The sequence below is a fragment of the uncultured Aquimarina sp. genome (assembly GCF_947492965.1).
Classification (GTDB): Bacteria; Bacteroidota; Bacteroidia; order Flavobacteriales; family Flavobacteriaceae; genus Aquimarina.
Genome location: NZ_CANLOZ010000001.1, coordinates 545,809 through 570,874, shown reverse-complemented (window position 1 = coordinate 570,874; position 25,066 = coordinate 545,809). Strand labels below are relative to the sequence as shown.

The following is a 25,066-nucleotide window of genomic DNA, read 5'->3' as shown; positions in this document are numbered from 1 at the left end:
GCTACTTTTCTTTACGATCTGCTTTATATTTTTTTAATGCCAAACGATACTCCGCTAATATCACCTTCACATCATCTACCATAACGTTATTAAGATCAGCTACAGAGCTAGTATCATATCCATATACATCTATCTCATTCTTTTCTCTGTTCTCCTCTCGCCCTCTTAGATTCATTTTTTTGTCTATGATAAAGACAAAATCTGTTGCACTCTTCTCATCTAAAGAATACGGTGTTTTTAACCCTTTAAAAAAACTTGCTATGCTCTCAGGAGTACCAAAAACAAAATTCCAACCAGATACATCAGTTAACTTACTTAATTCTTTAATAAGCTCCTTGGATTGATTTTCGCTACCATAGGGGCAAACCATTACCAATTGAAAATCTCTGAATTCATAATTCTTTTTATATATTTTCTGATTAAGATTGAAAGCGTTACCTCGTTTACTAAGGATGTCATCTCCTAAAAAACCTAAAATTGTGATTTTATCCTGTAATGTTATGTCTTTTTTTTCAAGGCTTTCGAAGTTATTAAGATCGCCAACGGACTCTACTAAAACCGGGAGTTTGGAGAAATTATCTACAGCTGAAGCAAAAAATAAGTATGCTACTATTGGCAGAATAAATAATATACCTAGAACTAAAAATTTTTTCATTAAATCAACAACTTAACTTATCTGCAAAAATAAAAAAGACGGCTGAAACCAACCGTCTTTTACTATCTTTTATTACGTTTTTAACGTCTGTATATCTTAATTAAAAGTCCCAGCTTTTATGACCAGCTTTGAAAACTTCATAAATATAATCTCCTTCGGTTAACAAGATAAAAATCAAATAACTGATTAGAAATACTGCTGTCCAAACAACTGATCTACGAAGTCCCTTTGTCTCTCCTTCCATATGCATAAAAGCCCATGTAATGTAATATGCCTTGTAAATCGTTAAGATAATAAAGATCCAGTTTAGCAATTTCATACTAATAACTGTAGTCTCTATTAAAAATGCAGGTTTGATAATACCTAAAATCACTTCTACTATCGTCACTACTGATAATAAAACGAACACATACCATATTCTTTTGGTATTTGATTCGTGGTGTGCTGTATCGTGTCCCATATCTATTTTAAAATCTTTTTAATAATTAAACCAGGTAGAAGAATGTAAATACAAATACCCAAACTAAATCTACGAAGTGCCAATAAAGTCCTACTTTCTCCACCATTTCGTAATTCTTTCTTCTCTCGTATGTCCCTAAGATCACATTAAAAAATATGATAATATTGATCACAACTCCAGATAATACGTGAAATCCGTGGAATCCTGTGATAAAGAAAAAGAAATTAGCAAACAACGGTGTTCCATATTCATTATGAATCAGATTCGCTCCTTCTACAATACCAATAGCATCCGTATTTAATCTTTTTAAGGACTCTTCTCTAGATAAGATCGTCTTTTCACCTTTCTCCGTTAAAATCTGAGTTCTTATCAATAAGTCACTTTTTTTAGCAAAACCGTCTCTTATCTCCTGAATTGTATACGTAGGCAGCTCTTTTTCTGACTCGTACCAAATTCCATTTTTGCTTTGGTGTTGCTCTCTATCCTTATTAGCATTTACAATAGCTATATCGTGTAATGCGACTCTGTGACCTTCTTTATCTACAAACTGCAGTATCTGACCTCCTTTAGTTTCTACCGCTCCGTACTCTCCTTTGATGAAATTTTTCCATTCCCAAGCCTGAGAACCAACGAAAACCGCTCCACCAATAATCGTTAAGAACATATAAAGAATTACTTTCTTCTGTTTCATTTGGTGCCCTGCATCTACCGCAAGTACCATTGTTACTGAAGAAAATATTAATATAAACGTCATTAATGCCACATAATACATCGGAGCATCTACTCCATGAAGGAATGGAAAGTGATTAAACACTTCATCCGCGATTGGCCATGAATCTATGAATTTGAATCTTGAAAAACCGTAAGCAGCAAGAAACCCAGAGAATGTAAGTGCATCAGACAGGATAAAAAACCACATCATCATCTTACCATAACTCACTTTCAGTGGTTTGTTACCTCCACCCCAAGTTTTACCTTCTGTACCTGTATTAGTAACAGTTGTTTCCATATAAAGAATTTGGTATTGTTAAATTTTCCACAAAAGTAATCAATTTTATTATCTAACGAAATATAAAAATAAAAAGAGATAAACCCATAAAACATCTACGAAATGCCAATACATAGCACCCAGTTCTAAACCAAGGGTTTGCCCTGTTTTATACTTTTGTTTAAAATGATTATAAATTACGACTAAAAGTACGATTAGCCCAACAATTACGTGGACTATATGTAATACGACTATGATATACAAAAACGTTGGGACAATATTTGCAGATGGACCTGTAAAATAATACCCTTGATCCATAATATCCGCAAAACCTTGAAATTGCATAAAAACAAAAAACGTTCCCAATACTAAAGTTAGCAATAATAACAAAGTTGCTAAACTTCTATTCTCTTTTTCAATTGCTTTTTTTACCATGTAAAAAGAAATACTACTCCCAATAATGATAAATAAGCTAATTAAAAAAGCATTCGGAAAAACCAAATCAGTCAACCAGTCTTCTCTAGTTTTACTTACTACATAAGCACTTGTTAAACCAGCAAATGTCATGGTCATACTTATCATAGCAAACCACATCATAGTTTTTTTGGCTCTTTTCTGTTTTTCGATTGTCGTTCCTTGTGTTAAATCCATACACGAATAAATTTATCAGCCACATAAATGATTTGCAATAAAGTAATGTAAGAAACACTTGCAAGCATTAATTGTTTCGCAGTTTTAGCATCTTTAACCTTGTACAAACGTATTGCATATCTTAATAGAAAAACACCTAGTATAAGAATTAAGATTCCTGATACTGGTGTAATATACAGTCGTCCAGTAACACCAAAAACAGGTACTAATGATGTAACAACTGTCCATACTGTATAAATCACTACCTGGGTTGCAGTACCTTTATCTCTTTTTCCCGTAGGAAGCATAAAAAAGCCTCCTTTTTTATAATCATCGAATAAAAACCACCCAATAGCCCAAAAATGAGGAAATTGCCAAAAAAACTGAATCATAAACAGTGTTCCTGGTTCTATTCCGAAGTTATCTGTCGCTGCTACCCAACCTAACATAAAAGGAATTGCTCCTGGAATTGCCCCCACAAAAACTGACAGAGGTGTCTTCGTTTTAAGTGGTGTATAAAGACTTACATAAATAAAAATTGAAATCGCACCGAACATAGCTGTTTGTGGATTGATCACAAACAATACTGAAATTCCCAATATTGTAAATATACTTGCTATTATAAAAGCAGTACTTACAGACATTCTTCCTGATGGAATAGGTCTATTCTTTGTACGATCCATTAGCACATCCAGATCTCTCTCTATGATCTGATTAAAAGCATTAGATGCACCCACCATAAAATATCCACCTATAGATAGAAGACCTAATGTGGTCCAAGATATACTTTCTACTCCCAAAAGGTAACCTGCAACAGAAGAAAAGACTACACTCAATGCAAGACGCATTTTAGTAATCTCTTTAAAATCCTGAATAACAGAAACTTTGGCAGTATCTACTTGGGTTATACTCAAATTTTGCACGTTATCTAAATTGCTTTTAAAAAAAGTTGTGCAAAGATATGCCTTAAAAGCATTATAGACAACTTATAACTATTTATAATTCACCTTTTAACAACTGTTCCACAAATTAAGCGTCATTTAGCTCAATCAAAGGCACTTCTAAACACTTACAAATCATACCGAAAAAATATTAAAAAAGTCTATCCAATTATGAGGATAGACTTTTATCACTATTCTTAGCAACTATTCTTCTATTTTAAATTTAATTGGCAAATAATATTTCACATTTACAGCATCTTTACCAATCTTTCCTGGTGTCATCCTAGAAAATTTTCTTACCACTCGTTTGGTTTCTTTTTCTAAAGCTGGATGTGGTGCTCTTACCCTAATATTATTTATAGATCCATCTTTACTTACCTGAAACTGAACATGGATTCTTTGCATTCCTTTAAGACCATACTCAGCACCTAAATCAGTATTGAATTTATAAGAAACTATTTTCTTAATCTTACTGGACAAACAAGCAATTCTTTCATCATTACTGGACAACCCTTCACATCCTGGATAAATTGGAGCCACAGTAACTTTATTGATATCGTAAGTAATATTTTTGGTTTCAACAATGTCTAAAATTGAATCGACGGGAACAGCTTTAGTTTTCCCTTTATCGCTTATTATACCAAGTTGTTTTGTAAGTTTATCGACAACCGACTTTTCTTCAGCTTTATTTAGCTCCACCAACTCCTGTTTCTTTACTTTTTTCGCCTCAACCATTTGTTTTTCAATTTTTGGTTTCTCTACCCTAAAAACATCCATCGTGAAGCTAACATCCTCTATGTTATCAACTTCATCGTCTGGTGGTGCAATTACCGAAACAGAACTATATGTTTCGAACATCGTAAAAACGAATAAAAGGCTTGCTATAAGCCCAATCTGAAAGTTCACCAACATACTTTTTCGTACATTAGCATCATGCTTGTTACTCATATTATTTAGTTTTAACGTTACAATTAAAATTGAAATCAACAAGCATACCAAAAAGGAATCCCGTTTACGATATTCGTAACGGGATTCTCATATTTTAAAAAATAGTTGTTCTTAATCCTGAACTTTGAAAACGATCGGAAGCTGGTACTTTACTGTTACAGGAGTTTTGCGTTGCTTCCCAGGTGTCATAGTAGGAAACAAACGAATAACTCTTTCTGCTTCCTTTTTCAACTTTGGATGAGGAGCTCGCACCTGTATATTCTGGATAGTTCCATCAGCAGCTACATCGAATAAGGTATAAATCCTTTGCACACCGCTTAAACCATAATCGCCTCCAATACTAGTATCGAATTTTCTGGAAATAATTTTACTAATCTTTTCAGAAAAGCAAGCTGCCCTTTCTTTATTGGTTTTCAATTTTTCGCAACCTGGAAAAATAGGAACATCTTCCACTACCGAAAAAGGAACATTTTCCGGAATCTCTTCCTCTTCTTCACTAGAAATAGCATCCGGATTAAAAGGAACACTTACCTCTGTTGGTTCCTTGCTTTCGTACTCATCAGTAGGATCATCTAAAACGACATCATCTTCCACCACTTCGAAATCAGTAGGGTCAGGAATAGGCACGGGTTGTTTTTGCGCCACTACTTTTTGCTCTGGCTCTTGATAAACCTCAAAAGCACCATCCCAAACCAAGTGTTCATCGTCAATGACCACAGGTTTATCCGCAATCTTTTTAATTGGTTCTGAAGTATATACTTCGAACATCACATAGGTGAATAGTAGACTTGCAATAAGTCCAATCTGAAAGTTTACTAATGATCCTTTTCGAACATTAGCTTCATGCTTGTTACTCATATTACTTAGTTTTAACGTTACGTCTAACTACGCACAACAAGCATACCAAAAAAAATCCCGCTGAACAATACAGCGGGATTTATAATATATTTTTAAAAAAATGTAATTAATCTTGAACCTGGAACACGATAGGTAAAGAATATAGTACACCTACAGCTTTTCCTCTTTGCTTACCTGGCGTCATTTTAGGTAACATCTTTACTACTCTTTGGGCTTCTTTTTCTAGTCTTGGGTGTGGACCTCTCGCCTGCACACCAACAATATTTCCGCTTCTATCAATCTTAAATCGAACATAGATTCTATTTACACCAGAAAGACCAAGCTCACTACCTAATTCTGTATTAAATTTACGGTTAACAAACTTCTTAACCTTATCACTCATACATTTCTTTTTAGCAGCGTTTCCAGCTTCTTTCTCACATCCTGGAAAAACTGGTACATTTTCAATAACTGCGAATGGCACATCTGCTATCTCTTCTTCCTCCTCTACGTCTTCTACTTCTTCTACTTCTACGATCTCTTCTTCTTGGTTTGTTTCGGTAGACTCGATAATTGTTTCCTCAACCTCTTCTTCGTCTTCAACAACATCAATAATTTCTGGTGCTGGTGGTGGAGGTGGTGGAGGTGGTGGAGTATTTAAATTTTGAGTAATTGGAACTTCTTCCTCTTCTAACTCATCAAGATTTACCTGACCAATATCGATATTACTTCGATCATAAGTTTTATACTCAATCGCTTGCCATGTAATTAAAAGCACTAAAATTAGCCCCAATTGCAAAAACAACGAACTTTTTTTGGTTAAATCGGCTTTCGGATTTTTCTTTGGTTCCATACTACAATGTTATTATATGAATGCTAAAATAGCTAATTTCTTTTGTATTTTCCAAGTAAACATGGAAATGTAAAACAAAAAATACATTTTTTAACTTTTACAATGACCTCTTATATATGTCGCTAAAACACAAAAGCCATTCTACTTTATTCAATTTTATAAATTAGTTTTATAGGTAACTATCTTATTCTTAAGTATTATAAGCAAAAATACTGCCAAAACAATACCGCTGGCATTCGCTATTACGTCCTTCCAATCGGGACTTCGATAGCTAGTTAGTGTCGCTTGAAATATTTCCATCAGTATCCCATACGCAAATCCAAACAAAGCTGCCCAAATAAAACTTGTTGTAAATTTTCTAGACTGTCTTTTTGAAAAAAAGAAAAACAAAAACCAAACAATTGCAAAAACAAAATATGCTAACAAATGTCCAATCTTATCGCTTCCCTCAACTCGTACATGAACTGGAATAAATACTTTGGCTAATGAAAGCCAAGTAATGATACCTGTATAGAGTATTGCTAGCGAAAAAAGGAATTTATGCCCCAATAAGTGCTTTATAATCATCTGCAGATAAAAGTCCTTCTATTTGTGAATCATCTGTAATCTTGATTTTCACCATCCATCCTTCTCCATAAGGATCACTATTTACAAGTTCAGGATCTCCTTCTAATGTTTCATTAAATTCTGTAATCTCTCCAGTTAGTGGTAAGAATAAATCCGAAACCGTCTTTACAGCTTCAACTGTTCCAAAAACCTCTTCTTGTTCCAGCTCTTCACCAACTGTTTCAATTTCTACATAAACGATATCACCCAATTCGCTTTGTGCAAAATCAGTAATCCCTACTGTAGCTATATCACCATCTATTTTAATCCACTCGTGATCTTTTGTATATTTTAATTCTGAAGGAATATTCATTCGAAAGAGTATTTATAAGTTCTTATTATTTTGAAGACGAAAATAAATTTATTTTATCAAACTTTAGAAAAAGAGCGGTAAAATTTATCAAAAATTAATTCTGCTCCTGTTGATATCAAAAAACTTTGATATATCCATTAATAATTCAAATTAGTTTCCAAAATTATAACGTAACGTAAACCCTCCTCGAATAGTTGTTTGCGGAAAAGCGGTAGAAATAGAATACTGAGAAAATGTATGATCATAAAACAACAAGGCTGTTAAATTCTTACTCAAAGCATAATCCGTTGTAAATTTAATACCATATATATCCTGCCCAGCAGTAACCTGTGTATTATCAATATCTAAATATCTTATAATTGTTTCATTTTGGCGCAAAGAAAGATCTGCTCTAAAATTTAGATCACTCTTAAGAGTTGTTTTCTTACCCGCAATTCGTGTAACAAATGTTAAATCCTGTATTCTATAGCCTAATCCAATAATATATTCGTTTCCTTGAATTTCTGTGAGTAGATTATTATCGAAACTTAAAGACAACGCGCGGTCTTTTTTCCATTCTGCCAAAATTTTAATGGAATTTTTCATTTCCATATCTAATCTAATCAAAGGACTGAACTGCTCAGTAAGATTTACATTTGCATACAATTCTGGATTCTTAAAATTATCTCCCTCATCCAATTCGTCCGGATTATTAGGATTAAACTCTAAGTTTGTTTGGAATTGATTAATGGTATAATTAGCACGATAACCATGTGCCATTGAGAACCTTTTAAAACGTTTTTTAAACCATTTCAAATTCATTAAACCTGTATACTTAATATCCCAATTTGGCAAAGGAACATCTCTAAACGCACCTTTTTGCACATTTTGAGGATCAGCTCCAGTGTATGCAGCTAGAAAAGCAGGTAAAAGTACAGCTTGATTTGTAGGACCTAGACCCACTGGAAAATTATCACCTGTACCAGGATCAATCCCACGTTCTAATGCAAGACGTCTTGCTATGACAAGCCTATTTTCTCGGAATTTATCAAAAGTCTCAGATGCAAACTCATCACTTTTCTTAAAAGCAGTTTTAATCAACAAAGTAGAAATTGTATAATTACCAAACGTATTTGGTGATAAAGAATAATACGGTTGATCTATATTAATACCAAACTCGTTAAGATCTGCATCAGCACCTTCTCTATTTACTCTAAAGTTTTCTGTATACGTTTCAGAATAGTTTCGGTTAGCACTAAGATCTATTTTGAGATCTTTTAATAATCCTACAGAAGCCTGCACATTTAATTGTCTTCCTTCTACTTCTCTATACTGCTGATTAAAATCCTGATATAATGTCAACCAACCATTCCTAGCGGCAATATCTCTAATCTCTGCCTGACTACCAAAAGTAAAACCTACCGTTGGTTTTAGTGTACCAACAAATCCAGGCTCTCTAACATATCCAGGTAAAAATATACCATTATCTTGCTGATAATTAATATTCACTTTTTTTACAGCAGTCACTAAACCTATTGCGGTATTTAAAATCTTATCTCCAACAGTTAGCTTACTGGATCTCTTTTTAGTTTTCTCCTTAGCATTGGCCACTTCAGATTTATCACCTTCTTTCCCTTCTCCAGCTTTAGCATTTTTCTTTTTAGAAGCTTTTCTTCTTCCAGGTTTCTTCTTTGTTAATCCAATATATTTATATAAAGTGCTCATATCCAAAGAACCATTTACTGTATGTACATTGGCATTTTGAACGGTGTTTCCTAAGTCTGGAATACCATCTAAATTCTTTAATGCCTCACTACCTTTTGTCCATTGGAAATCTGCCGAATAAGAATAGGTCGCTCTCATAAATTTAAATAATGGAACCTTATTAAAAGGAATCTCATAATTTACCTGTAGTTGTTGACTATGAAAGTTAGGATCTCCAACATCAAAAAGCCCACTCCAAACACCTATAGATTCATCCACAACACCTTCATCATCAATAAAGTTCTTTACAATTCGATTATTAGCAGTATTAAAACTAAAATTAAGGGATTTAGTTAGATTATAGTTGATACCAAACTGCCAATCAAATAGAAAATTACGTTGCGTAAGTGCTGGCAATCTAAGATCATTTGGTCCTAATGTGATATCTCTAAAAACTTGCTCATTGAACTGTCTTGTAATGTTAGAATTCACCGATATACTAGTAGGAAGCAAGTTGAAATTAAAATCCTTCAATAAGTCAAAGTATTTACTCTTTCCTAAGAATTTAATTTTCTTAAAAGGCTCAATTTCCTTAGGCTGAAAACTAAAGTCATAGGTTCCTCCTAAACGAACATTCTGCTCTAAAGACTTTTCTATTTCAAAATCACGATGATCTGTTTGATTGTATGTTCCCGAAAAAGCGAAGTTCTCTACATCATATGGCATTGGCTTAGCATCGCCCGTTCTGTCTTTTCGCAATCCGATAACATTAAAACTTTGTCTTTTGGTGTAATCAGTGGATTGCTTTTCTATCCTTTCTTTTTCTTCCGCATTTGTCTCTCGATCCAATCGATCTTGCAACTCGATATCCTGAAACTCCGGATCATATTGCGGAGTGATCAACTCTTCTCCTCTGCTGTAATTAAACGGCACCTGAATACCCCATTTTTTAGGCAGTAGTTGTCCTAAGTTTACATTTGTTGTTAAATCATATTGTTTAACATCTTCAATACTTCTTTCATTCGGACCTTGCTCAATTCCTCCAAAACCAATAGTACTAACTCTACCAGAAGCACTAATGGTCGCAAAATCTGCAATATTAGCATCCATACTACCTACAGCAGCCCAACCACCTTGGTTTTTAAGATCACTTAATCTCATTTCATTAAACCAAACGGTACCTGATTCATTTGATCCGCTTGCATTCTTCACTCCAACCATCATAATTTTTACATCTCCAAAATTAGGATTCCCTTTAATCCCTACTCTAAGATTATTAGGACCATCAAAGAAATTAAGATCTGTACTATTCAATCCAGAATTTCCAATAACGTTTGCTTTTATCTCCTGAAGAAAAGACAATGGTAGGTTCAATCTATTTGCATCTGGCCAAACCGCATCAGCATTTGAATTATTGTTCGGTGAAACGGCTAACGGTAATTCAATCTGATAAAAATTATTCGTAAAGTCATTCCCCATTCTTACAAACGCAACAAGCTCACCGTCTGACAATGTGGACTGTCCGGGAAGATTTTCTGCATGCAAAAACATCTCCAAATTTTCATATTGACGCATGTCTACATTAAGATTCTTATACACCCCTCTACCATCATCGGGTTGAAGATCATTCACTGTTAATGCTAGTGACCTTTCATCTTCTCTAATAGCCGTATTGTTATTAATCAACTCTTCTCTTACGACTCCTGGTGGTGTTACGTAATTTGGTGTCTCTTCTTCACTTACAGATGTTACGATTACTTCATTTCCGTTTATATTTAATCCACTTGTAGGATCATTAGTGGTATTACCTTCTTGTACATATCTTCTGTAATCTCCTCTTACCAAATCCAATGTAGCAAATCGTAATACTACGGGTTGATCAAAACCAGTAACGATCATTCTCATAAAACGAATAGACCTAAAATCATTTTCTCCAATATTCTGCCTTCCTGTTGGTTCATAAATAGGTATCTTGAATCGAAGCCAACGAGTACTTCTAGTCACCCCATTTAAAATGATCGCATCCTGTGGTCCTGGAGAATCCGATATATATCCTGTACCACCATCATTTCCAAAGCCCATACCCGGAAAAATAGGTATTTCGTATTCATAATAACTATCTATTGTATTCATAGTGTTATCACGATTCACATCCTCCGCCGTAGGAAACGTAGTATTACCTCTATCATCATCTGCTACACTTGTCGGTGAATTTCCCTGAGTACCATTATAATCACGGTAGCGCTCTACAATACTACCTTCACCTTGTAAAAAGTAACGGTAATTATCATTTGCAGGATCTTCGGTACCAAAATCTGCAGAAAATGCGGCAACTTCTTGTTCATCATTTAAACCATCATATCCAGCATCCTGATTGATCCTGGCTTGCCCTTCAGAATCAAAGGCATAAATTAACGATTGATTTACCGGAACTCTTGCATCTCCATAAGTTGTAGTAACAGTACCTTCATCAGTACCATCTGCAGGAAGTCCATTTTCATACTGTTTTCTTCCATCCTTCAGGACATCCTCACTAATATTCCCTAAATGAAAAATAATGGTTCCGCTAGTCGCATTCGTTAAAGGCTCTTGCCCATCTCCTGGATCAAAAAACGGATCCATTAACCAGAATTCTATAAACTCTACATTAGCTTGTTCAAAATTAGTGGACGTTAATTGCCTTGTAATACCAGCGAAGTTATTTTCTGGTTGCGAAGGAGTTGCGCCTCCAGCATATTCTGGGTTAAAATTATAAGGACCACGTTCATTTGGTCTGTAATGTAAATCCAGCGGAAACAATGATAAAGTCTGACCTGGTGGTATATCTGTTTCTGGGAAAATTTCATCAAGAAATACTCTTCTTGATTCATTAAAATTAATATCTTCATCTGTTACACCACTTGGTCTACCATTGCTATAGAATATGGGATCTACGGTATACCATGATAAATCCGCTCTTCTATATCCTGATTCTATTCCTGCCTGTACGGATGTCTCATCATCATTTGTGGATCCAAAACCAATAGGCACACTGGATAATTCCCAAGATAATGGTGAACTTACATCAATTTGCGTTTGAGCACCTTCAAAATCATCAATATATGTAGTTACTTCTCCACCAAAATCCGCACCTCTTGGCGCTCCAGCAATTAAATAAGCACCTTCAGCTCTTACAGAAACATTTGATGGCACATCAGTATCTATATTAGGTAACTTGTTTACCATTCTAGTAAGAAATGGAACTTCTGTTGAATAGTTTAAATTAAACCCTAAAAGTGTATTATTTATAGGCTCAAAATCATAACTAGATTTTTGAGTTATTGGCCTTTCATTTAGATTTAAATAGGTTCCTCCAATAATAAAATCGTCACTAAACTTATGCTCTATATTCAACCCTGTGAAACGCTTAGTTTGCTGTCCAAAAACAGCATTATTTTCAGTAGAAACCTGAATTGGTGTATTAGACGCTAACAAAGCTTCATCTAAAATATTCACTCTACCTAATGAATAATTCACTGTATAATCAACTCCTTCTTGCAATGTACGCCCACCGGCAGTCACAGTTACTGACCCTTGTGGAACATTAAATGCCCCTAACGGAATACCATCTTGCCCAGAAGATTTATAACGACCTCTTAATTGAAAAAATTGATTTTCTGCTGCTTGTTGTTCTGCAATAACCTTTGTTTGTGTATAGAGTTCCCTAAAAACATAACGACTTTGATTACCGTTATAATTTAGAGGATTTGTATAATCGTTTGGATTTGTTATGGCATCATTATCTAATTTATTAAATAAATGTTGTCCAAAAGGCTCTACTGTTGTAAAAATAATCCTTCCATTTTCTGGATCAATAGTAAGCCCAGGAACATAATCGAAAAAACCATCTCCCGCACCATCTGCTCCTTGTACTGGATCGTTATTTGGATTTAATCGATCCATATTAAATACGGTAAGAAGTCTTGTTTGCTCTACATCATCTGGCAGAGGTGTAGTACTACCTTCTGCTTGTGTAATATAATTCACTGGGGAAGGATTCGTGTAGACAATATTTAATCTAAAATCTTCTGAGTTTAGTCTAAAAGCACCTGTATTATAGATGTTTTTCATCATCAGATCCCAAATAGGAAGCTCCACATTAATAATTGGACTTTTTAGCATTTTCACTACTAAACTATTACTAGATCCAACCTCTACACCAGCACCTGTATTATCACCAACAGTAGCATTTACACCATCATTAGCAAATTCACCAACCTGAAACACCTCTCCTCCTACAGTATACTGATATGCAACTGCAAGCACCTCATCATTATTTAATTTTTGATTTAAAGAAATGTATCCTAATTGTGTATTTAATGTATACTCATTAGGATTTAATTGTCTTGCATTCTCGAGAATCGCATAATCAAAACCTTCATTAAAACCTGATATTGCTCCAGTAAATCCTTGCTGTACAGTAGCAATTTGTCTCACTGCATCTGTAATAGGACCAGCAGGACCAATAGCACTTGGATCTAAATCATTATTCCTATTATCAGGAAAAGATCCTGCAGGTTGATTAAAAAGTGATGTTGGAATTGTAAAATTACCTGCTACTGGAGATTCCCCTAGATCTTGTAAAGCCACAATATTTCTAGCATCTGTTAAGGTTTGTGCACTTGTAGCTCTATTTGTTAACCAAACCTCGATTCTTGTGATTTGAATATTATTATTTATGAACGGATAATTGGTCAAAGCTTCATCATAAGTATCTCTAAAGTAGTGTGATAAAAAGTAGTGCCTATTGTCATCATAATTTACTGCATCAATCTCAAAATCTTCAACGGTTCCTCCTCCTTGTACATTTACTGATCTTGTTTCAGACCTTTGTTCAGAATATACAGCAGTAACACTGGTACGACCAAATTGCAATCCTAGCTTCGCTCCAAAAAGACTTTGTGAACCTTGTATCAAAGAGTTATTAATAGGCATCGTTACATTACCAATTTCAATACTTCTTATAATATCATCCTCCGTAGGTGTATATTCTAATTTGATTTGATTTTGAAAATCGAAAGTAGACTCTGTATCGTAGTTAGCTGTAATTTGTAACCTTTTCCCAACTTTTCCTAACAAACTTAGGCTGATCCTCTGGTCAAAATCAAAGGTAAAATTACTTCTGTTTCGAGGAGAAAATGCTGGATTATCCTGTTTTGTATACAAAATACCTAAATCCATTTCTACCGACCCTTGAGGAATTATTTCAATCTCGTTACCTCCGAAAATAGTTTCAAAAAAACTAGAATTCACATAGAAGATTGGCAACAAGTTTTTTCTTTTTTCTTCACTACCATCAGTTTTACCACTAAAAGCACTAATTTTTTCTTTAAAATAATCTCTTCTCTGCTCTTCCTCCACTAACGCTTCAAATTCTTCGGGAGTCAGAAATAATGGATACCTTACATTAAAAGATCCTAACATTTCTCGATAGATGTATCGATTTGTAACTGGATCATATTCATATTTAGCAACAATACTGTTTGGATCTGGTAAGGAAATTTCCCCTAAAGTAAAAGTAGTACTGGTAGAATCTCGTACGGTCTCGTTTTGCTGACCATATAGCGCACCACTACAAAGTACAATTAAACAAACTAGTCTTTTTAAAAATTTAAAATATAAGGAATGTAATGAACTCAATGTTTTTATAAATTTTTTAGTGCTTGCTTGATAATATTTTCTACAGTTTCTGTCGGATTCGCTTTTACGATTTTATCCACAACCTTTTCTGCTTGTTTTCTATTAAATCCAAGGGTTTCTAAAGCAGATAACGCTTCATCCTTATTAGTATTGTTTTGGGATACAGAAAGTTCATCAATATTATAAACTTTAAGAATTTTATCTTTTAAATCTATGATAACACGCTGAGCCGTTTTTGCTCCAATTCCTTTTATAGATTGTATCGTTGCCACATCATTAGAAGCAATTGCTTCTTTAATCTGGTCTGGATGTAAAGAAGACAGCATTGTTCTAGCAGTACTAGCACCAATTCCTGATACAGAAATTAGAAGTCTAAAAATCTCACGTTCGGATTTTTCTGCAAAACCAAATAAGGTATGTGAATCTTCTTTTACCTGAAGATGTGTGTACAACTGTAAAACCTCTTGATCTGGTATGAGAGAAAATGTATGTAAAGAAACATGTAATTGATACCCTACTCCATTACAATCTATTACTACATCCGTTGGATTTTTTTCTATGAGACGCCCTTTGATTTGTGTAATCATTCTATAGATGAGTGTTAAGCATCCAAAAGTAAGAAAATTATCCTACAAAATCTGCTAAAAAAATAAGCTTCAAAAAGATAACTTTTTGAAGCTTATTATACTAGTAAAATATTATCAATATTTCGAATTATGCCTCACTAGAAACTAATGAAAACATCTCTTTTTCTCTTTTTTCTTTTTCTTGTGCATCAATAACGGCTACTGCGGCAACGTTAATTATCTCTTCTACACTAGCTCCTAATTGTAAAATATGCACTGGTTTTTTCATCCCCATCATAATAGGACCGATAGATTCAAAATTATTTAATTCTTTAAGCATTTTATAGGTACTATTCGCAGAATCCAAACTTGGAAAAACCAATGTATTTACTTTTCGACCATTGAGTTTAGAAAACGGAAATTTATCCTTGCGCATATCGCGGTTTAGAGCAAAGTCCATCTGCAATTCTCCATCAACAACTAAGTTTGGATAATATCTATGTAAATAAGAAACAGCATCTTTCACCTTAGACGCATTTGGATGCTTTGAAGACCCAAAATTCGCATAAGAGATCATTGCAATCACTGGATCTACTCCAAACATTTCTACAGTTCTAGCTGTCATTTGAGCAATCTTTGCCAATTCTTTTGATGTTGGATCTATATTAATAGAAGTATCGCTAATAAACAAAGGCCCTTTATTAGTCATCATAACATTCATGGTAGCTACTCGCGTGGCCCCTTTAGCTAAACCGATAAGCTCTAACATTGGCTTTAGTACTGTTGGGTAACTTCTGGAATATCCGGATAAAAGTGCATCAGCATCTCCTTCATTGACCATCATAGCAGCAAAATAGTTACGTTCTCTCATCAATCTCTGAGCACCGTATAAGGTTATTCCTTTTCTACTATTTTCTTGCCAGTACTTTTGCGCATATCTATTTTTGCGATCAATTTCTTCATCTGCCTTTGGATCAATTATTGTAACTCCTGCAGCATCAAAATCAATCTCTTTCATCAATTCGATGATGATATCTTTTCTTCCTAATAAAATTGGAAAAGCAATCCCTTCTTCTTTCACAGTTTGTGCAGCTTTAAGAACATCTAAATGATCCCCTTCTGCAAAAACTACTCGTTTAGGACTTAATTTAGCACGATCCATTAACAATCTCACCAACTTATTATCATTACCCATTCGCTCTAAAAGCTCGCTTTCATATTTATCCCAATCCTCAATTGGTTCTGTTGCAATACCACTATCTATAGCTGCTTTGGCTACAGCTGGTGGAACTTTTGCGATTAGACGAGGATCAAAAGGCTTCGGAATGATATAATCTCTACCGAAATTAAGTCTTGTTTCTCCGTATGCTATATTCACTTGCTCAGGAACTGGTTCTTTAGCTAATTCGGCAAGTGCTTTTACAGCAGCCATTTTCATTTCTTCATTAATCCCTGTCGCTCTTACATCTAATGCTCCTCTAAATATAAATGGAAACCCTAAAACATTATTTACCTGATTAGGATGGTCACTTCTTCCGGTTGCCATGATGATATCTTTACGAGTATCAATTGCTAAATCATACTGTATTTCAGGATCCGGATTAGCCATAGCAAAAACAATAGGATTTTCTGCCATAGACAACAACATTTCAGGATCAACTAAATTAGCCATTGAAAGTCCTATAAAAACATCAGCATCCTCCATAGCATCTGCCAATGTATTTAGATCTCGATTGGTTGCAAATTCAGCTTTTTCTTTAGTCAGATTATCCCGATCACTTCTTATAACTCCTTTACTATCGGTCATTACGATATTCTCAGCTTTGGCTCCAAAAGCTTTGTATAGTCTGGTACAAGACACTGCGGCAGCTCCTGCTCCACTAACTACTATTTTTACTTTATCAATATCTTTCTCTGCAATTTCCAAAGCATTTAAGAGAGCAGCAGCAGAAATAATAGCAGTTCCATGCTGATCGTCATGCATTACTGGGATATCCAATTCCTCTTTAAGACGTCTTTCAATTTCAAAAGCTTCAGGAGCTTTAATATCTTCTAAATTAATTCCTCCAAAGGTAGGTGCAATATTTTTTACGGTTTCGATAAATGCGTCTACATCTTTCGTGTCCACCTCGATATCAAACACATCGATATCTGCAAAGATTTTGAATAACAGTCCCTTTCCTTCCATCACTGGTTTTGATGCTTCTGGTCCTATATCACCAAGACCTAAAACAGCGGTTCCGTTAGAGATGACGGCCACCAAGTTTCCTTTAGCAGTATATTTATATACGTTTGCTGTATCTTTTTCGATTTCTAAACAAGGTTCTGCTACTCCAGGAGAATATGCTAAAGATAAATCTCTTTGTGTAGCATATTTTTTGGTAGGTACAACCTTGATTTTACCAGGAGAAGGTTTTGCGTGATAAATTAATGCTTCTCTTCGTTTACTTTCGATACTCATACTAAATCAATAAAAATTGTGTGCTATACAAAGGTACAAGTCTGAACGAGATGCAAAAGGCAAATCCAAGTTATCTTTAAAAAAATAAATACTTAAGAGAAGTTGATATTTTTTTATGAATTAAATTACGAAATTATCAATTACAACTACCTTTTGTTAAAAATTTCATTAGGATCTACCAAATCATCTAACTGCGACTTTAATTTTTCATTTAAAATGTTTAATCCTAATTGATATGAAGCATTCATCCATCCAAATCCACTTGGAGTGATATAATCGAATTCAGTACCTACATTGCCATACTCTGCATATACCTTGTGTGTGCATTGGACAACATCATATTTTTCTGGGATGGTTCCGTTATAATTAACCGCATTTTTAGTAATCATCCATAACCAACGATATACCAATTCCTGAGCTTCTTTTTCATAACCGTAATTCATTAATCCTCTCCATATCATCATCTGATGTGGAGCCCAACCATTAGGATAGTCCCATTGACGTTGTGGAGCATTTGGATCCTCTTTGTTTGCAATATCTGTAGTTGCAGCTACTCCGCCTTTCTGCACTAACTCTTGGAATAAATTCTTAACTAAAGATTCTGCTTGCTCCTTAGAAGATAACCCAGCCCATAGTGGATAATAATTTGTAGCAGATTCAATTTTTTGTTCGGTTTTGGTAATAAAATTGTAGTCGTAATATGCTTTTTTCTCAGGATCCCAAAGCAAATCATTCATCAACTTTTTTCTTTCTTCAGCTTTAGACAACCAATATGAAGATGTATAGTCCTTATCATTTATTGTAAACTTATCATCATAGACTTCTTTGATCAAATAGGCAATATCTTGCTCATATTTATACAATAAACTATTAATACCCACAGTATTTAAATGAATACAAACATCATCCAATCGGTTAGATGTATCATGACCACTCTCTCTCATAGAGCGATCATGTGTAAAATACAGGTCTAATTCCTTGTCTACAATCTCTCCGGAATCATACTTAGCTGTAAATTCTTCTAATGTTAAACTATGCTTCTTAGCAAATTTATTTAATATGAAATCAAAATGACCTTCCTCGGTTTCTGGAGGGATTCCAATTCCTTCTCCATAAAAACGACTCAAACCCGTATCGGTTAGACGTATTCCTTTCGCCATCCATATAGTCTCATATTCTTTGATAATCATTTTTAGATTATTTGATAACCATTCTCTAGACACTGAAGGGTTTTGCTGATAAATTTCTTTTACTAAAGAACTGAAAAATGGTGGTTGTGTTCGTGTTAGATAATAGCTTCTATTTGCATTTAAAATCTTACCATAATGTTCTATCTGGTATCCAAAATTATCTGCCATCGACATTGCCAAATCAGAACGACCATCAATCAGCAGACCAATAGATTCGAAATAACTATCCCATCCATACATCTCATTAAATCTTCCACCAGGAACTACGAAAGGTTTTGCATTATAATTCCCTTCTTCATCGGTATAATGATCTAGATTAAGAATACCTGATGCATTATTTAAGGTTTTTACATACGCTGGCGTTATTTTTTCTGGTAAGGTGATTACTTTTAACTTAGGAATTTCTGTTTTTATAGACTCAAAATACGCAATAGCCTCTTTATCATTAAATGGAACATATAATCGGAACGTATCGGTTTCGGACTTTGTATCTTCTAGTACTACTGCCAGTCCTTTTTTATCTACCGATCTGGTTAGATTATCCCAATATCGTGTTTTAATTAATCTTGAAATTCGATCACTTGGGGATTCTGTAACTTTATCCAAAGATATAGTATCATTCTTTCCTGCAATTGCCAGTTCTTGAAGCAAATTAGACAAATGATAAGTTCCTTCTACGACATTAGCCTCTCCATCAGCATTTATAAATTCAAACTTTTTAGGCCCCTTATCATCTACTGTAATCTTTTTATCTCCATCCGTATCCTCCTGAGAAATAAGTTGATCCAATAATATATCATGGCCTAGATATTCGACCTTCTCTTTATCTTTGCAGTTAACCAATACTAATGAAAACACAACGATTATCAAATGTTTTAATCTAAACTTTAGCATACCAATTATTTATGTTACCAGAAAAAACCAACTACTACGGCAGTAATTACCAGAAGAATTACAGACAATATTCTATAATTTTTGTACCAAGGTAATCCAACAAGTTCTTTAGATTCCTCAATAAACATTTCACGTTTATATGTATATTCTTCTATTTGAGCCTCCAATTGTGGTTTAGTAATTAAACTTACTACTACATGTAAAAATATGCATATAATAAATAACCAAGTAGCTTTTGCTAAAAAGTGTAATTCATTTACTTCGGGAACCCAATTAAAAGTTTGAGATAAAATCATTAATACTGCTAATGAGAAACCAGTAAGTAAGCTTACTATAGAACCATTTCCATTGGCTCGCTTCCAAAAGAGACCTAATACAAAAGTTGATACTGCTGGTGGACATGTATACGCAATAACCAATTGCAAATAAGTCCATAAAGAATCACTAACACTTTCTATAAATGGCACCCAGGAAATCGCCAAAACCACAAGAATGATTGTTGTGATTTGTCCTACTCTTACCAATTGTTGACTCGTAAGACCTGGTTTTATTTGTTTTACAAAATCCATGGTAACTAACGTGGAAGCAGAATTAAATGTTGCTGATACCGAAGACATCATTGCTGCCATCAAACCTGCTACGACCAATCCCAAAACTCCCACCGGCAATAACTGAAATAACAGAACAGGATACGTAAGATTCGGACAATCAGCAAGATTATCACAAATGGAGCCATCTGTCAAAGCGTAATTCAAACTGGTAATATCCAACGTATTAAATAATAGCAACGCTAATACTCCTGGAACTACCATGATAAAAATCACAGGTAATTTTAGTAATCCTGCAAACAGAGCTCCCCAACGTCCATGATTTAGATCTTTCGCCCCTAAAACTCGTTGTACCATAAACTGGTTATTTGCCCAAAAATAGAATCCAAGTAATGGCACACCGGTGAGTAATCCCCACCAAGGCATGAACTCATCATTATCTGGTCGTACTAAACTAAAAACTTCACCAGAATTTGAAGGTATATATTTACCTTCTGCCAACCGATTTCCAAAATCTACCTCTCCTGCAGACAACATACTATCTAATTTAGCCATCATTCCGGACCAACCGCCTCCTAATTGATCAAAAGCAAAATACGTAAGCAAACAAGAGCCTATGATCAACAAGACTGCTTGTATAACCTCAGTCTGTATTACCGAGTTTAATCCTCCTGGAATTGTATAGGCAGCAGCAGCAACTGCTAATATGACAAGAATTAACGTAGAATCCATTGATGGAAACAACAAGGTTAATACTATCTTACCTACATACAATCCAGCTGCGGTATCCACTAAAATATTACCTACGACCGTAATAAATGAAAAATAATATCTAGATCTTTTATCATACCGCCGTTCCAAAAACTCTGGCATAGTATACACTCCTGATCGGAGATAAAATGGTAAAAAGAAAATTGCAAAAAAGATCAACACCACTACCGCGTACCACTCGTAATTGTACACGTTAATATTTGTTTGATATGCATCTGATGCCAAACCTACTAATGTAGAACTGGAAATATTTGCAGAGAACAATGCAATTCCAACAATAGGCCAAGTCATTGTTCTACCTCCTAAAAAATAGTCCTCGGAACTTCCTCGTTTTGATTTTGAAATTCCATAAATAATAATTCCGATAAGATATACTACAATTACTGTAATATCAATATAAGATAATTCATTCATGTGTGAAATGTTTAATGCCTTTCCTAACTTCTAGCCTAAAGAGCTTCTATTTTTTTAATACTAATAATATGGAAATCTCATGATTTTTAGACAAACCCTGATGAAGATACAAGTTTCTGTTAAAAAAATTGATTTTTTAGCACCAAAAACAGTTAATATGATATATACAACCGTTTGTATTATGAATTTTTCAGAAAAAAACGAACTAGTCCTTCAAAAATTTAATATTCCTATTAAGACCGGAAAATTTAGTTCTTTTTACAGCAGACTTCTGAAAAACTTTTGAAAACACCTCTTGCGTGATATCTTCCCAATCTTTTTTGGTCATTTCCAGTAATTCTGGTTTAGGATTAAAAAGAGGTTCATTATGAGGTTTAGAAAAACGATTCCATGGACATACATCCTGACACACATCACAACCAAACATCCAATTATCGAATTGCCCTTTGTACTCAGTTGGGATCTCTTCTTTTAGCTCAATTGTAAAATAAGAAATACACTTGCTACCATCTACCACATATGGGTTAACTATGGCTTGCGTGGGACATGCGTCGATACAAGCTGTACATGTGCCACAATGATCAGTAACAGGAGTATCATAATCTAATTCGAGATCAATGATTAGTTCTGCGATAAAGTAAAATGAACCTACTTTTTGAGTTAAAAGATTACTATTCTTACCAATCCAACCTAAACCGCTTTTTGCTGCCCAAGCCTTATCGAGAACGGGAGCTGAATCCACAAATGCTCTTCCATGAACTTCTCCAATTTCTTCGGAAATATACTCTTGAAGTTCCTTTAATTTCTTTTTAATCACATGATGGTAATCCTGCCCATATGCATACTTGGAGATTTTAGGTGCATTCTCATCTTTTTGATAATCTGACGGAAAATAATTAAGTAGTAGTGATATTACACTTTTAGAATCTGGAACTAACAGTGTAGGATCTAATCGTTTATCAAAATGATTTTCCATATAAGACATTTGTCCATGCATATTTTGATTGAGCCATTTTTCTAACCGAGGAGCTTCTTCTTCTAAAAACTCAGCTTTACTAATACCACATGATAAAAACCCAAGACGTTTGGCCTCATCCTTAATCAAACGGGTATGTTGGGCTCTATTTTTCAAGAAAATTATCTTTCTTCGAATTTTAAAATCGCATTTACTGGCTTCAATGTGATAAGTGGTCTAATTTCTATTTCGGAGATAGTGGTAGTTATTTTATATTTCTTCACTAATTCACTAACCGCATATATCATTTCATACATTGCAAAATTGCTTCCTACACACATCCTTGGTCCTGCTCCAAACGGAAAGTACCAATCCGAATATTTCTTTTTATTATCTGAATGAAATCGATCTGGATTAAAAGCGAGAGGGTTTTCCCAAAAATCTTTATGCCTATGTATTTCGAAAAATGAAATTAACACTGTAGTTCCTTTAGGAAGATTGATATTTTCATACTGATCATCTTCAATACTCACACGATCTGAAAAATATGCTGGAGGATATAATCGCATAGATTCTTCAATACACTGAGCTGTGTATTTACTCTTTTCGAATTGTTCCATTAACGATAACTCTTGTCCTTCTGAAGCACTAATTTCGTTGTGTACATTTTCCTGAATTTGTGGATGCAGCGCCAACAAACTTAGACAAAAAGATAAGGCATTGGAGGTAGTTTCATGTCCAGCTACAAATAATATTAATATCTCATCTATCAACCTTTCATTATCCATATAGCTACCATCTTCATATGTAGAGTTTAGTAGCATATTCAATAAATCATCATAGGTTTCTTTTGATTTACGCCTATCTTCGATAATCTTATGAAGTATATCTCTGGCTTCTTGTGTTAGGGTGAGCGTACTTCTAATTTGACCACTTAAATGAAACCACCATCGTTTATAAGGTTGCCTTATTTCTCTTATTAAGGATTGCTGAGCAGCTTCAGTAATATGCTGTAATCTGGCCATTGTGTTACCCGTATCTGTATAACTAAATAATGACTTTGCAACTACTTTAAATGCCAAATCATTCATTAAAGGGTATACATCCATTGCTTTATCTGGAACAATTCTGGCAAGCTCTTCATCAATGGTTTGCCTAATTGTCTTAGCGATGATATCAATCTTTTTCTTGTAAAAAGCGGGCTGTATGAGTCTTCTCTGTTTTAACCAATGCTCTCCATTAGAAGTTAAGAGACCATTACCTATATACTTTCCTAAATCTTTTGTCTGAAGCGGCGATTTATAATATTTGCGATGTTGATTTTGTAACATATGCTTAGCAAAACCAGCATCTCTAGTAAATATAACGGAGTTTCCAAATCCTAAACTTACCTGAAAAACATTTCCGAATTTTTTAAAGTTCCTACGATGAAATGGTAACGGATTACTTAAAATCTGTTTTGCATTTCTAAGTACCTTAAAAAAAGAAACTTTAGGAATTGATGTGTTTTCCAATGATACAACCTTTAATTCATTATCAAAATAAACCACCTTGAACACCTCCTTTTATCCTACCTAAATGTTTATAGGCAGCTTCGGTAACTTCTCTACCTCTTGGAGTTCTCATAATAAAACCTTGCTGAATCAAAAAAGGTTCATATACTTCTTCTATAGTTTCTGCACTTTCACTTACAGCTGTAGCCAAGGTTGTAATTCCCACAGGACCACCTTTAAACTTATCTATAAGTGTGATAAGAATCTTATTGTCCATTTCATCCAAACCATGTGCATCTACATTAAGTGCTTTTAAAGCAAATTTCGAAATTTCTATATCTATCTTACCGTTTCCTTTAATTTGTGCAAAATCACGTACCCTACGAAGCAATGCATTGGCAATTCTTGGTGTTCCCCTACTTCGTCCAGCTATTTCTATTGCAGCTTCCAAAGAAATAGGAACGTTTAGTATATGAGCACTTCTTTCTACAATAGTAGCTAATAACTCTGTGGTATAATATTGCAATCTAGATTGGATTCCAAAACGAGCACGCATTGGCGCTGTTAACAAACCAGATCTTGTGGTAGCACCGACTAAAGTAAATGGATTTAAATTAATTTGAACGGTTCGGGCATTAGGACCACTCTCAATCATAATATCTATCTTATAATCTTCCATCGCTGAGTACAGGTACTCTTCGACGATAGGACTTAAACGATGAATTTCATCTATAAATAATACATCACGATCATCCAAATTAGTTAATAATCCTGCTAAATCTCCTGGTTTATCCAATACAGGGCCCGATGTAACTTTAATACCTACACCTAGTTCGTTTGCCAAAATGTGCGCTAAGGTAGTTTTACCCAAACCTGGAGGACCATGAAATAAAGTATGATCCAAAGCTTCATTCCTAAGGTTGGCTGCCTGAACAAAAATTTTAAGATTCTCTAAAACCTGATCCTGACCAGAAAAGTCTTCAAAGGCCAACGGACGTAAAGCTCGTTCTATATCCAGATCTTCATTAGAAAAATTTTCATTTGATGGATTAAGGTTTTCATTCATTCGTACGATACATTATAGCTACATTTTAAATCATTATTTGATTTCTCTATAGCTTCCACAAATATACTAGAAAAAGAAAGAGCCTTTTCATAAAACTGAAAAGGCTCTATATATT

Annotated in this window: 18 protein-coding genes; all 18 read right to left on the bottom strand. The window is 34.4% G+C overall.

The window, feature by feature from the left end; translation table 11 throughout:
* Position 1 precedes the first annotated feature (1 nt).
* The 18 genes from Q1B37_RS02365 to ruvB all read right to left on the bottom strand — a co-directional run bounded on the left by Q1B37_RS02365 (position 2) and on the right by ruvB (position 24,951).
* Positions 2-655, bottom strand: coding sequence for a hypothetical protein (locus Q1B37_RS02365; protein ID WP_299894999.1), 654 nt, complete (start codon positions 653-655; stop codon positions 2-4).
* A 100-nt stretch (positions 656-755) separates the two neighbouring features.
* Positions 756-1,115, bottom strand: coding sequence for a cytochrome C oxidase subunit IV family protein (locus Q1B37_RS02360; RefSeq protein ID WP_299603500.1), 360 nt, complete (start codon positions 1,113-1,115; stop codon positions 756-758).
* Positions 1,116-1,140: 25 nt separating this feature from the next.
* Positions 1,141-2,124, bottom strand: coding sequence for a cytochrome c oxidase subunit 3 (locus tag Q1B37_RS02355; RefSeq protein ID WP_299894997.1), 984 nt, complete (start codon positions 2,122-2,124; stop codon positions 1,141-1,143).
* A gap of 48 nt (positions 2,125-2,172) precedes the next feature.
* A complete protein-coding gene (locus tag Q1B37_RS02350; protein WP_299603506.1) occupies positions 2,173-2,754 on the bottom strand; it encodes a cytochrome c oxidase subunit 3 in 582 nt (193 codons plus the stop codon).
* Positions 2,745-3,647, bottom strand: a complete 903-nt coding sequence (cyoE, locus tag Q1B37_RS02345; protein WP_299603509.1) for a heme o synthase — start codon at positions 3,645-3,647, stop codon at positions 2,745-2,747. The genes Q1B37_RS02350 and cyoE overlap by 10 nt, the downstream gene beginning before the upstream one ends.
* 231 nt (positions 3,648-3,878) lie before the next feature.
* Entirely contained in the window at positions 3,879-4,622 is a 744-nt protein-coding gene (locus Q1B37_RS02340) for an energy transducer TonB (protein ID WP_299894995.1), read from the bottom strand.
* Positions 4,623-4,733: 111 nt separating this feature from the next.
* The gene (locus tag Q1B37_RS02335; protein ID WP_299894993.1) at positions 4,734-5,480 is read right to left on the bottom strand and encodes an energy transducer TonB; all 747 of its coding nucleotides are present in this window, start codon (positions 5,478-5,480) and stop codon (positions 4,734-4,736) included.
* Between the two features lie 106 nt (positions 5,481-5,586).
* Entirely contained in the window at positions 5,587-6,312 is a 726-nt protein-coding gene (locus Q1B37_RS02330) for an energy transducer TonB (RefSeq protein ID WP_299894990.1), read from the bottom strand.
* A gap of 156 nt (positions 6,313-6,468) precedes the next feature.
* Positions 6,469-6,879, bottom strand: a complete 411-nt coding sequence (locus Q1B37_RS02325) for a VanZ family protein (protein ID WP_299894988.1) — start codon at positions 6,877-6,879, stop codon at positions 6,469-6,471.
* Complete coding sequence (gcvH, locus tag Q1B37_RS02320; RefSeq protein ID WP_299894985.1) at positions 6,851-7,231, bottom strand: glycine cleavage system protein GcvH; 381 nt, start codon at positions 7,229-7,231, stop codon at positions 6,851-6,853. Before gcvH ends, Q1B37_RS02325 begins: the two co-directional genes overlap by 29 nt.
* A gap of 150 nt (positions 7,232-7,381) precedes the next feature.
* Positions 7,382-14,593: a cell surface protein SprA gene (sprA, locus tag Q1B37_RS02315; RefSeq protein WP_299894982.1), complete on the bottom strand. Its 7,212-nt coding sequence runs from the start codon at positions 14,591-14,593 to the stop codon at positions 7,382-7,384.
* Between the two features lie 5 nt (positions 14,594-14,598).
* The gene (ruvA, locus tag Q1B37_RS02310) at positions 14,599-15,180 is read right to left on the bottom strand and encodes a Holliday junction branch migration protein RuvA (protein WP_299603525.1); all 582 of its coding nucleotides are present in this window, start codon (positions 15,178-15,180) and stop codon (positions 14,599-14,601) included.
* 127 nt (positions 15,181-15,307) lie between these two features.
* Positions 15,308-17,620, bottom strand: coding sequence for an NADP-dependent malic enzyme (locus tag Q1B37_RS02305; protein ID WP_299894979.1), 2,313 nt, complete (start codon positions 17,618-17,620; stop codon positions 15,308-15,310).
* 146 nt (positions 17,621-17,766) lie between these two features.
* On the bottom strand, positions 17,767-19,704 hold the full coding sequence (locus Q1B37_RS02300) for a trehalase family glycosidase (RefSeq protein ID WP_299894977.1): 1,938 nt from the start codon (positions 19,702-19,704) through the stop codon (positions 17,767-17,769).
* 14 nt (positions 19,705-19,718) lie between these two features.
* Entirely contained in the window at positions 19,719-21,437 is a 1,719-nt protein-coding gene (locus tag Q1B37_RS02295) for a sodium:solute symporter (RefSeq protein WP_299894974.1), read from the bottom strand.
* A gap of 205 nt (positions 21,438-21,642) precedes the next feature.
* Positions 21,643-22,569, bottom strand: coding sequence for a tRNA epoxyqueuosine(34) reductase QueG (queG, locus tag Q1B37_RS02290; RefSeq protein ID WP_299894972.1), 927 nt, complete (start codon positions 22,567-22,569; stop codon positions 21,643-21,645).
* 5 nt (positions 22,570-22,574) lie between these two features.
* Complete coding sequence (locus Q1B37_RS02285; protein ID WP_299894970.1) at positions 22,575-23,906, bottom strand: cytochrome P450; 1,332 nt, start codon at positions 23,904-23,906, stop codon at positions 22,575-22,577.
* A 22-nt stretch (positions 23,907-23,928) separates the two neighbouring features.
* Positions 23,929-24,951 (bottom strand): Holliday junction branch migration DNA helicase RuvB, encoded by a 1,023-nt coding sequence (gene ruvB, locus Q1B37_RS02280; protein WP_299894967.1) that lies wholly within the window; start codon positions 24,949-24,951, stop codon positions 23,929-23,931.
* Positions 24,952-25,066 lie beyond the last annotated feature (115 nt).

Bases quoted from the DNA above. Each gene is read 5' to 3' on its own strand.
- Q1B37_RS02365 (WP_299894999.1), bottom strand. From the start codon at position 655: ATGAAAAAATTTTTAGTTCTAGGTATATTATTTATTCTGCCAATAGTA.
- Q1B37_RS02360 (WP_299603500.1), bottom strand. From the start codon at position 1,115: ATGGGACACGATACAGCACACCACGAATCAAATACCAAAAGAATATGG.
- Q1B37_RS02355 (WP_299894997.1), bottom strand. From the start codon at position 2,124: ATGGAAACAACTGTTACTAATACAGGTACAGAAGGTAAAACTTGGGGT.
- Q1B37_RS02350 (WP_299603506.1), bottom strand. From the start codon at position 2,754: ATGGATTTAACACAAGGAACGACAATCGAAAAACAGAAAAGAGCCAAA.
- Q1B37_RS02340 (WP_299894995.1), bottom strand. From the start codon at position 4,622: ATGAGTAACAAGCATGATGCTAATGTACGAAAAAGTATGTTGGTGAAC.
- Q1B37_RS02335 (WP_299894993.1), bottom strand. From the start codon at position 5,480: ATGAGTAACAAGCATGAAGCTAATGTTCGAAAAGGATCATTAGTAAAC.
- Q1B37_RS02330 (WP_299894990.1), bottom strand. From the start codon at position 6,312: ATGGAACCAAAGAAAAATCCGAAAGCCGATTTAACCAAAAAAAGTTCG.
- Q1B37_RS02325 (WP_299894988.1), bottom strand. From the start codon at position 6,879: ATGATTATAAAGCACTTATTGGGGCATAAATTCCTTTTTTCGCTAGCA.
- gcvH (WP_299894985.1), bottom strand. From the start codon at position 7,231: ATGAATATTCCTTCAGAATTAAAATATACAAAAGATCACGAGTGGATT.
- ruvA (WP_299603525.1), bottom strand. From the start codon at position 15,180: ATGATTACACAAATCAAAGGGCGTCTCATAGAAAAAAATCCAACGGAT.
- Q1B37_RS02305 (WP_299894979.1), bottom strand. From the start codon at position 17,620: ATGAGTATCGAAAGTAAACGAAGAGAAGCATTAATTTATCACGCAAAA.
- Q1B37_RS02300 (WP_299894977.1), bottom strand. From the start codon at position 19,704: ATGCTAAAGTTTAGATTAAAACATTTGATAATCGTTGTGTTTTCATTA.
- Q1B37_RS02295 (WP_299894974.1), bottom strand. From the start codon at position 21,437: ATGAATGAATTATCTTATATTGATATTACAGTAATTGTAGTATATCTT.
- ruvB (WP_299894967.1), bottom strand. From the start codon at position 24,951: ATGAATGAAAACCTTAATCCATCAAATGAAAATTTTTCTAATGAAGAT.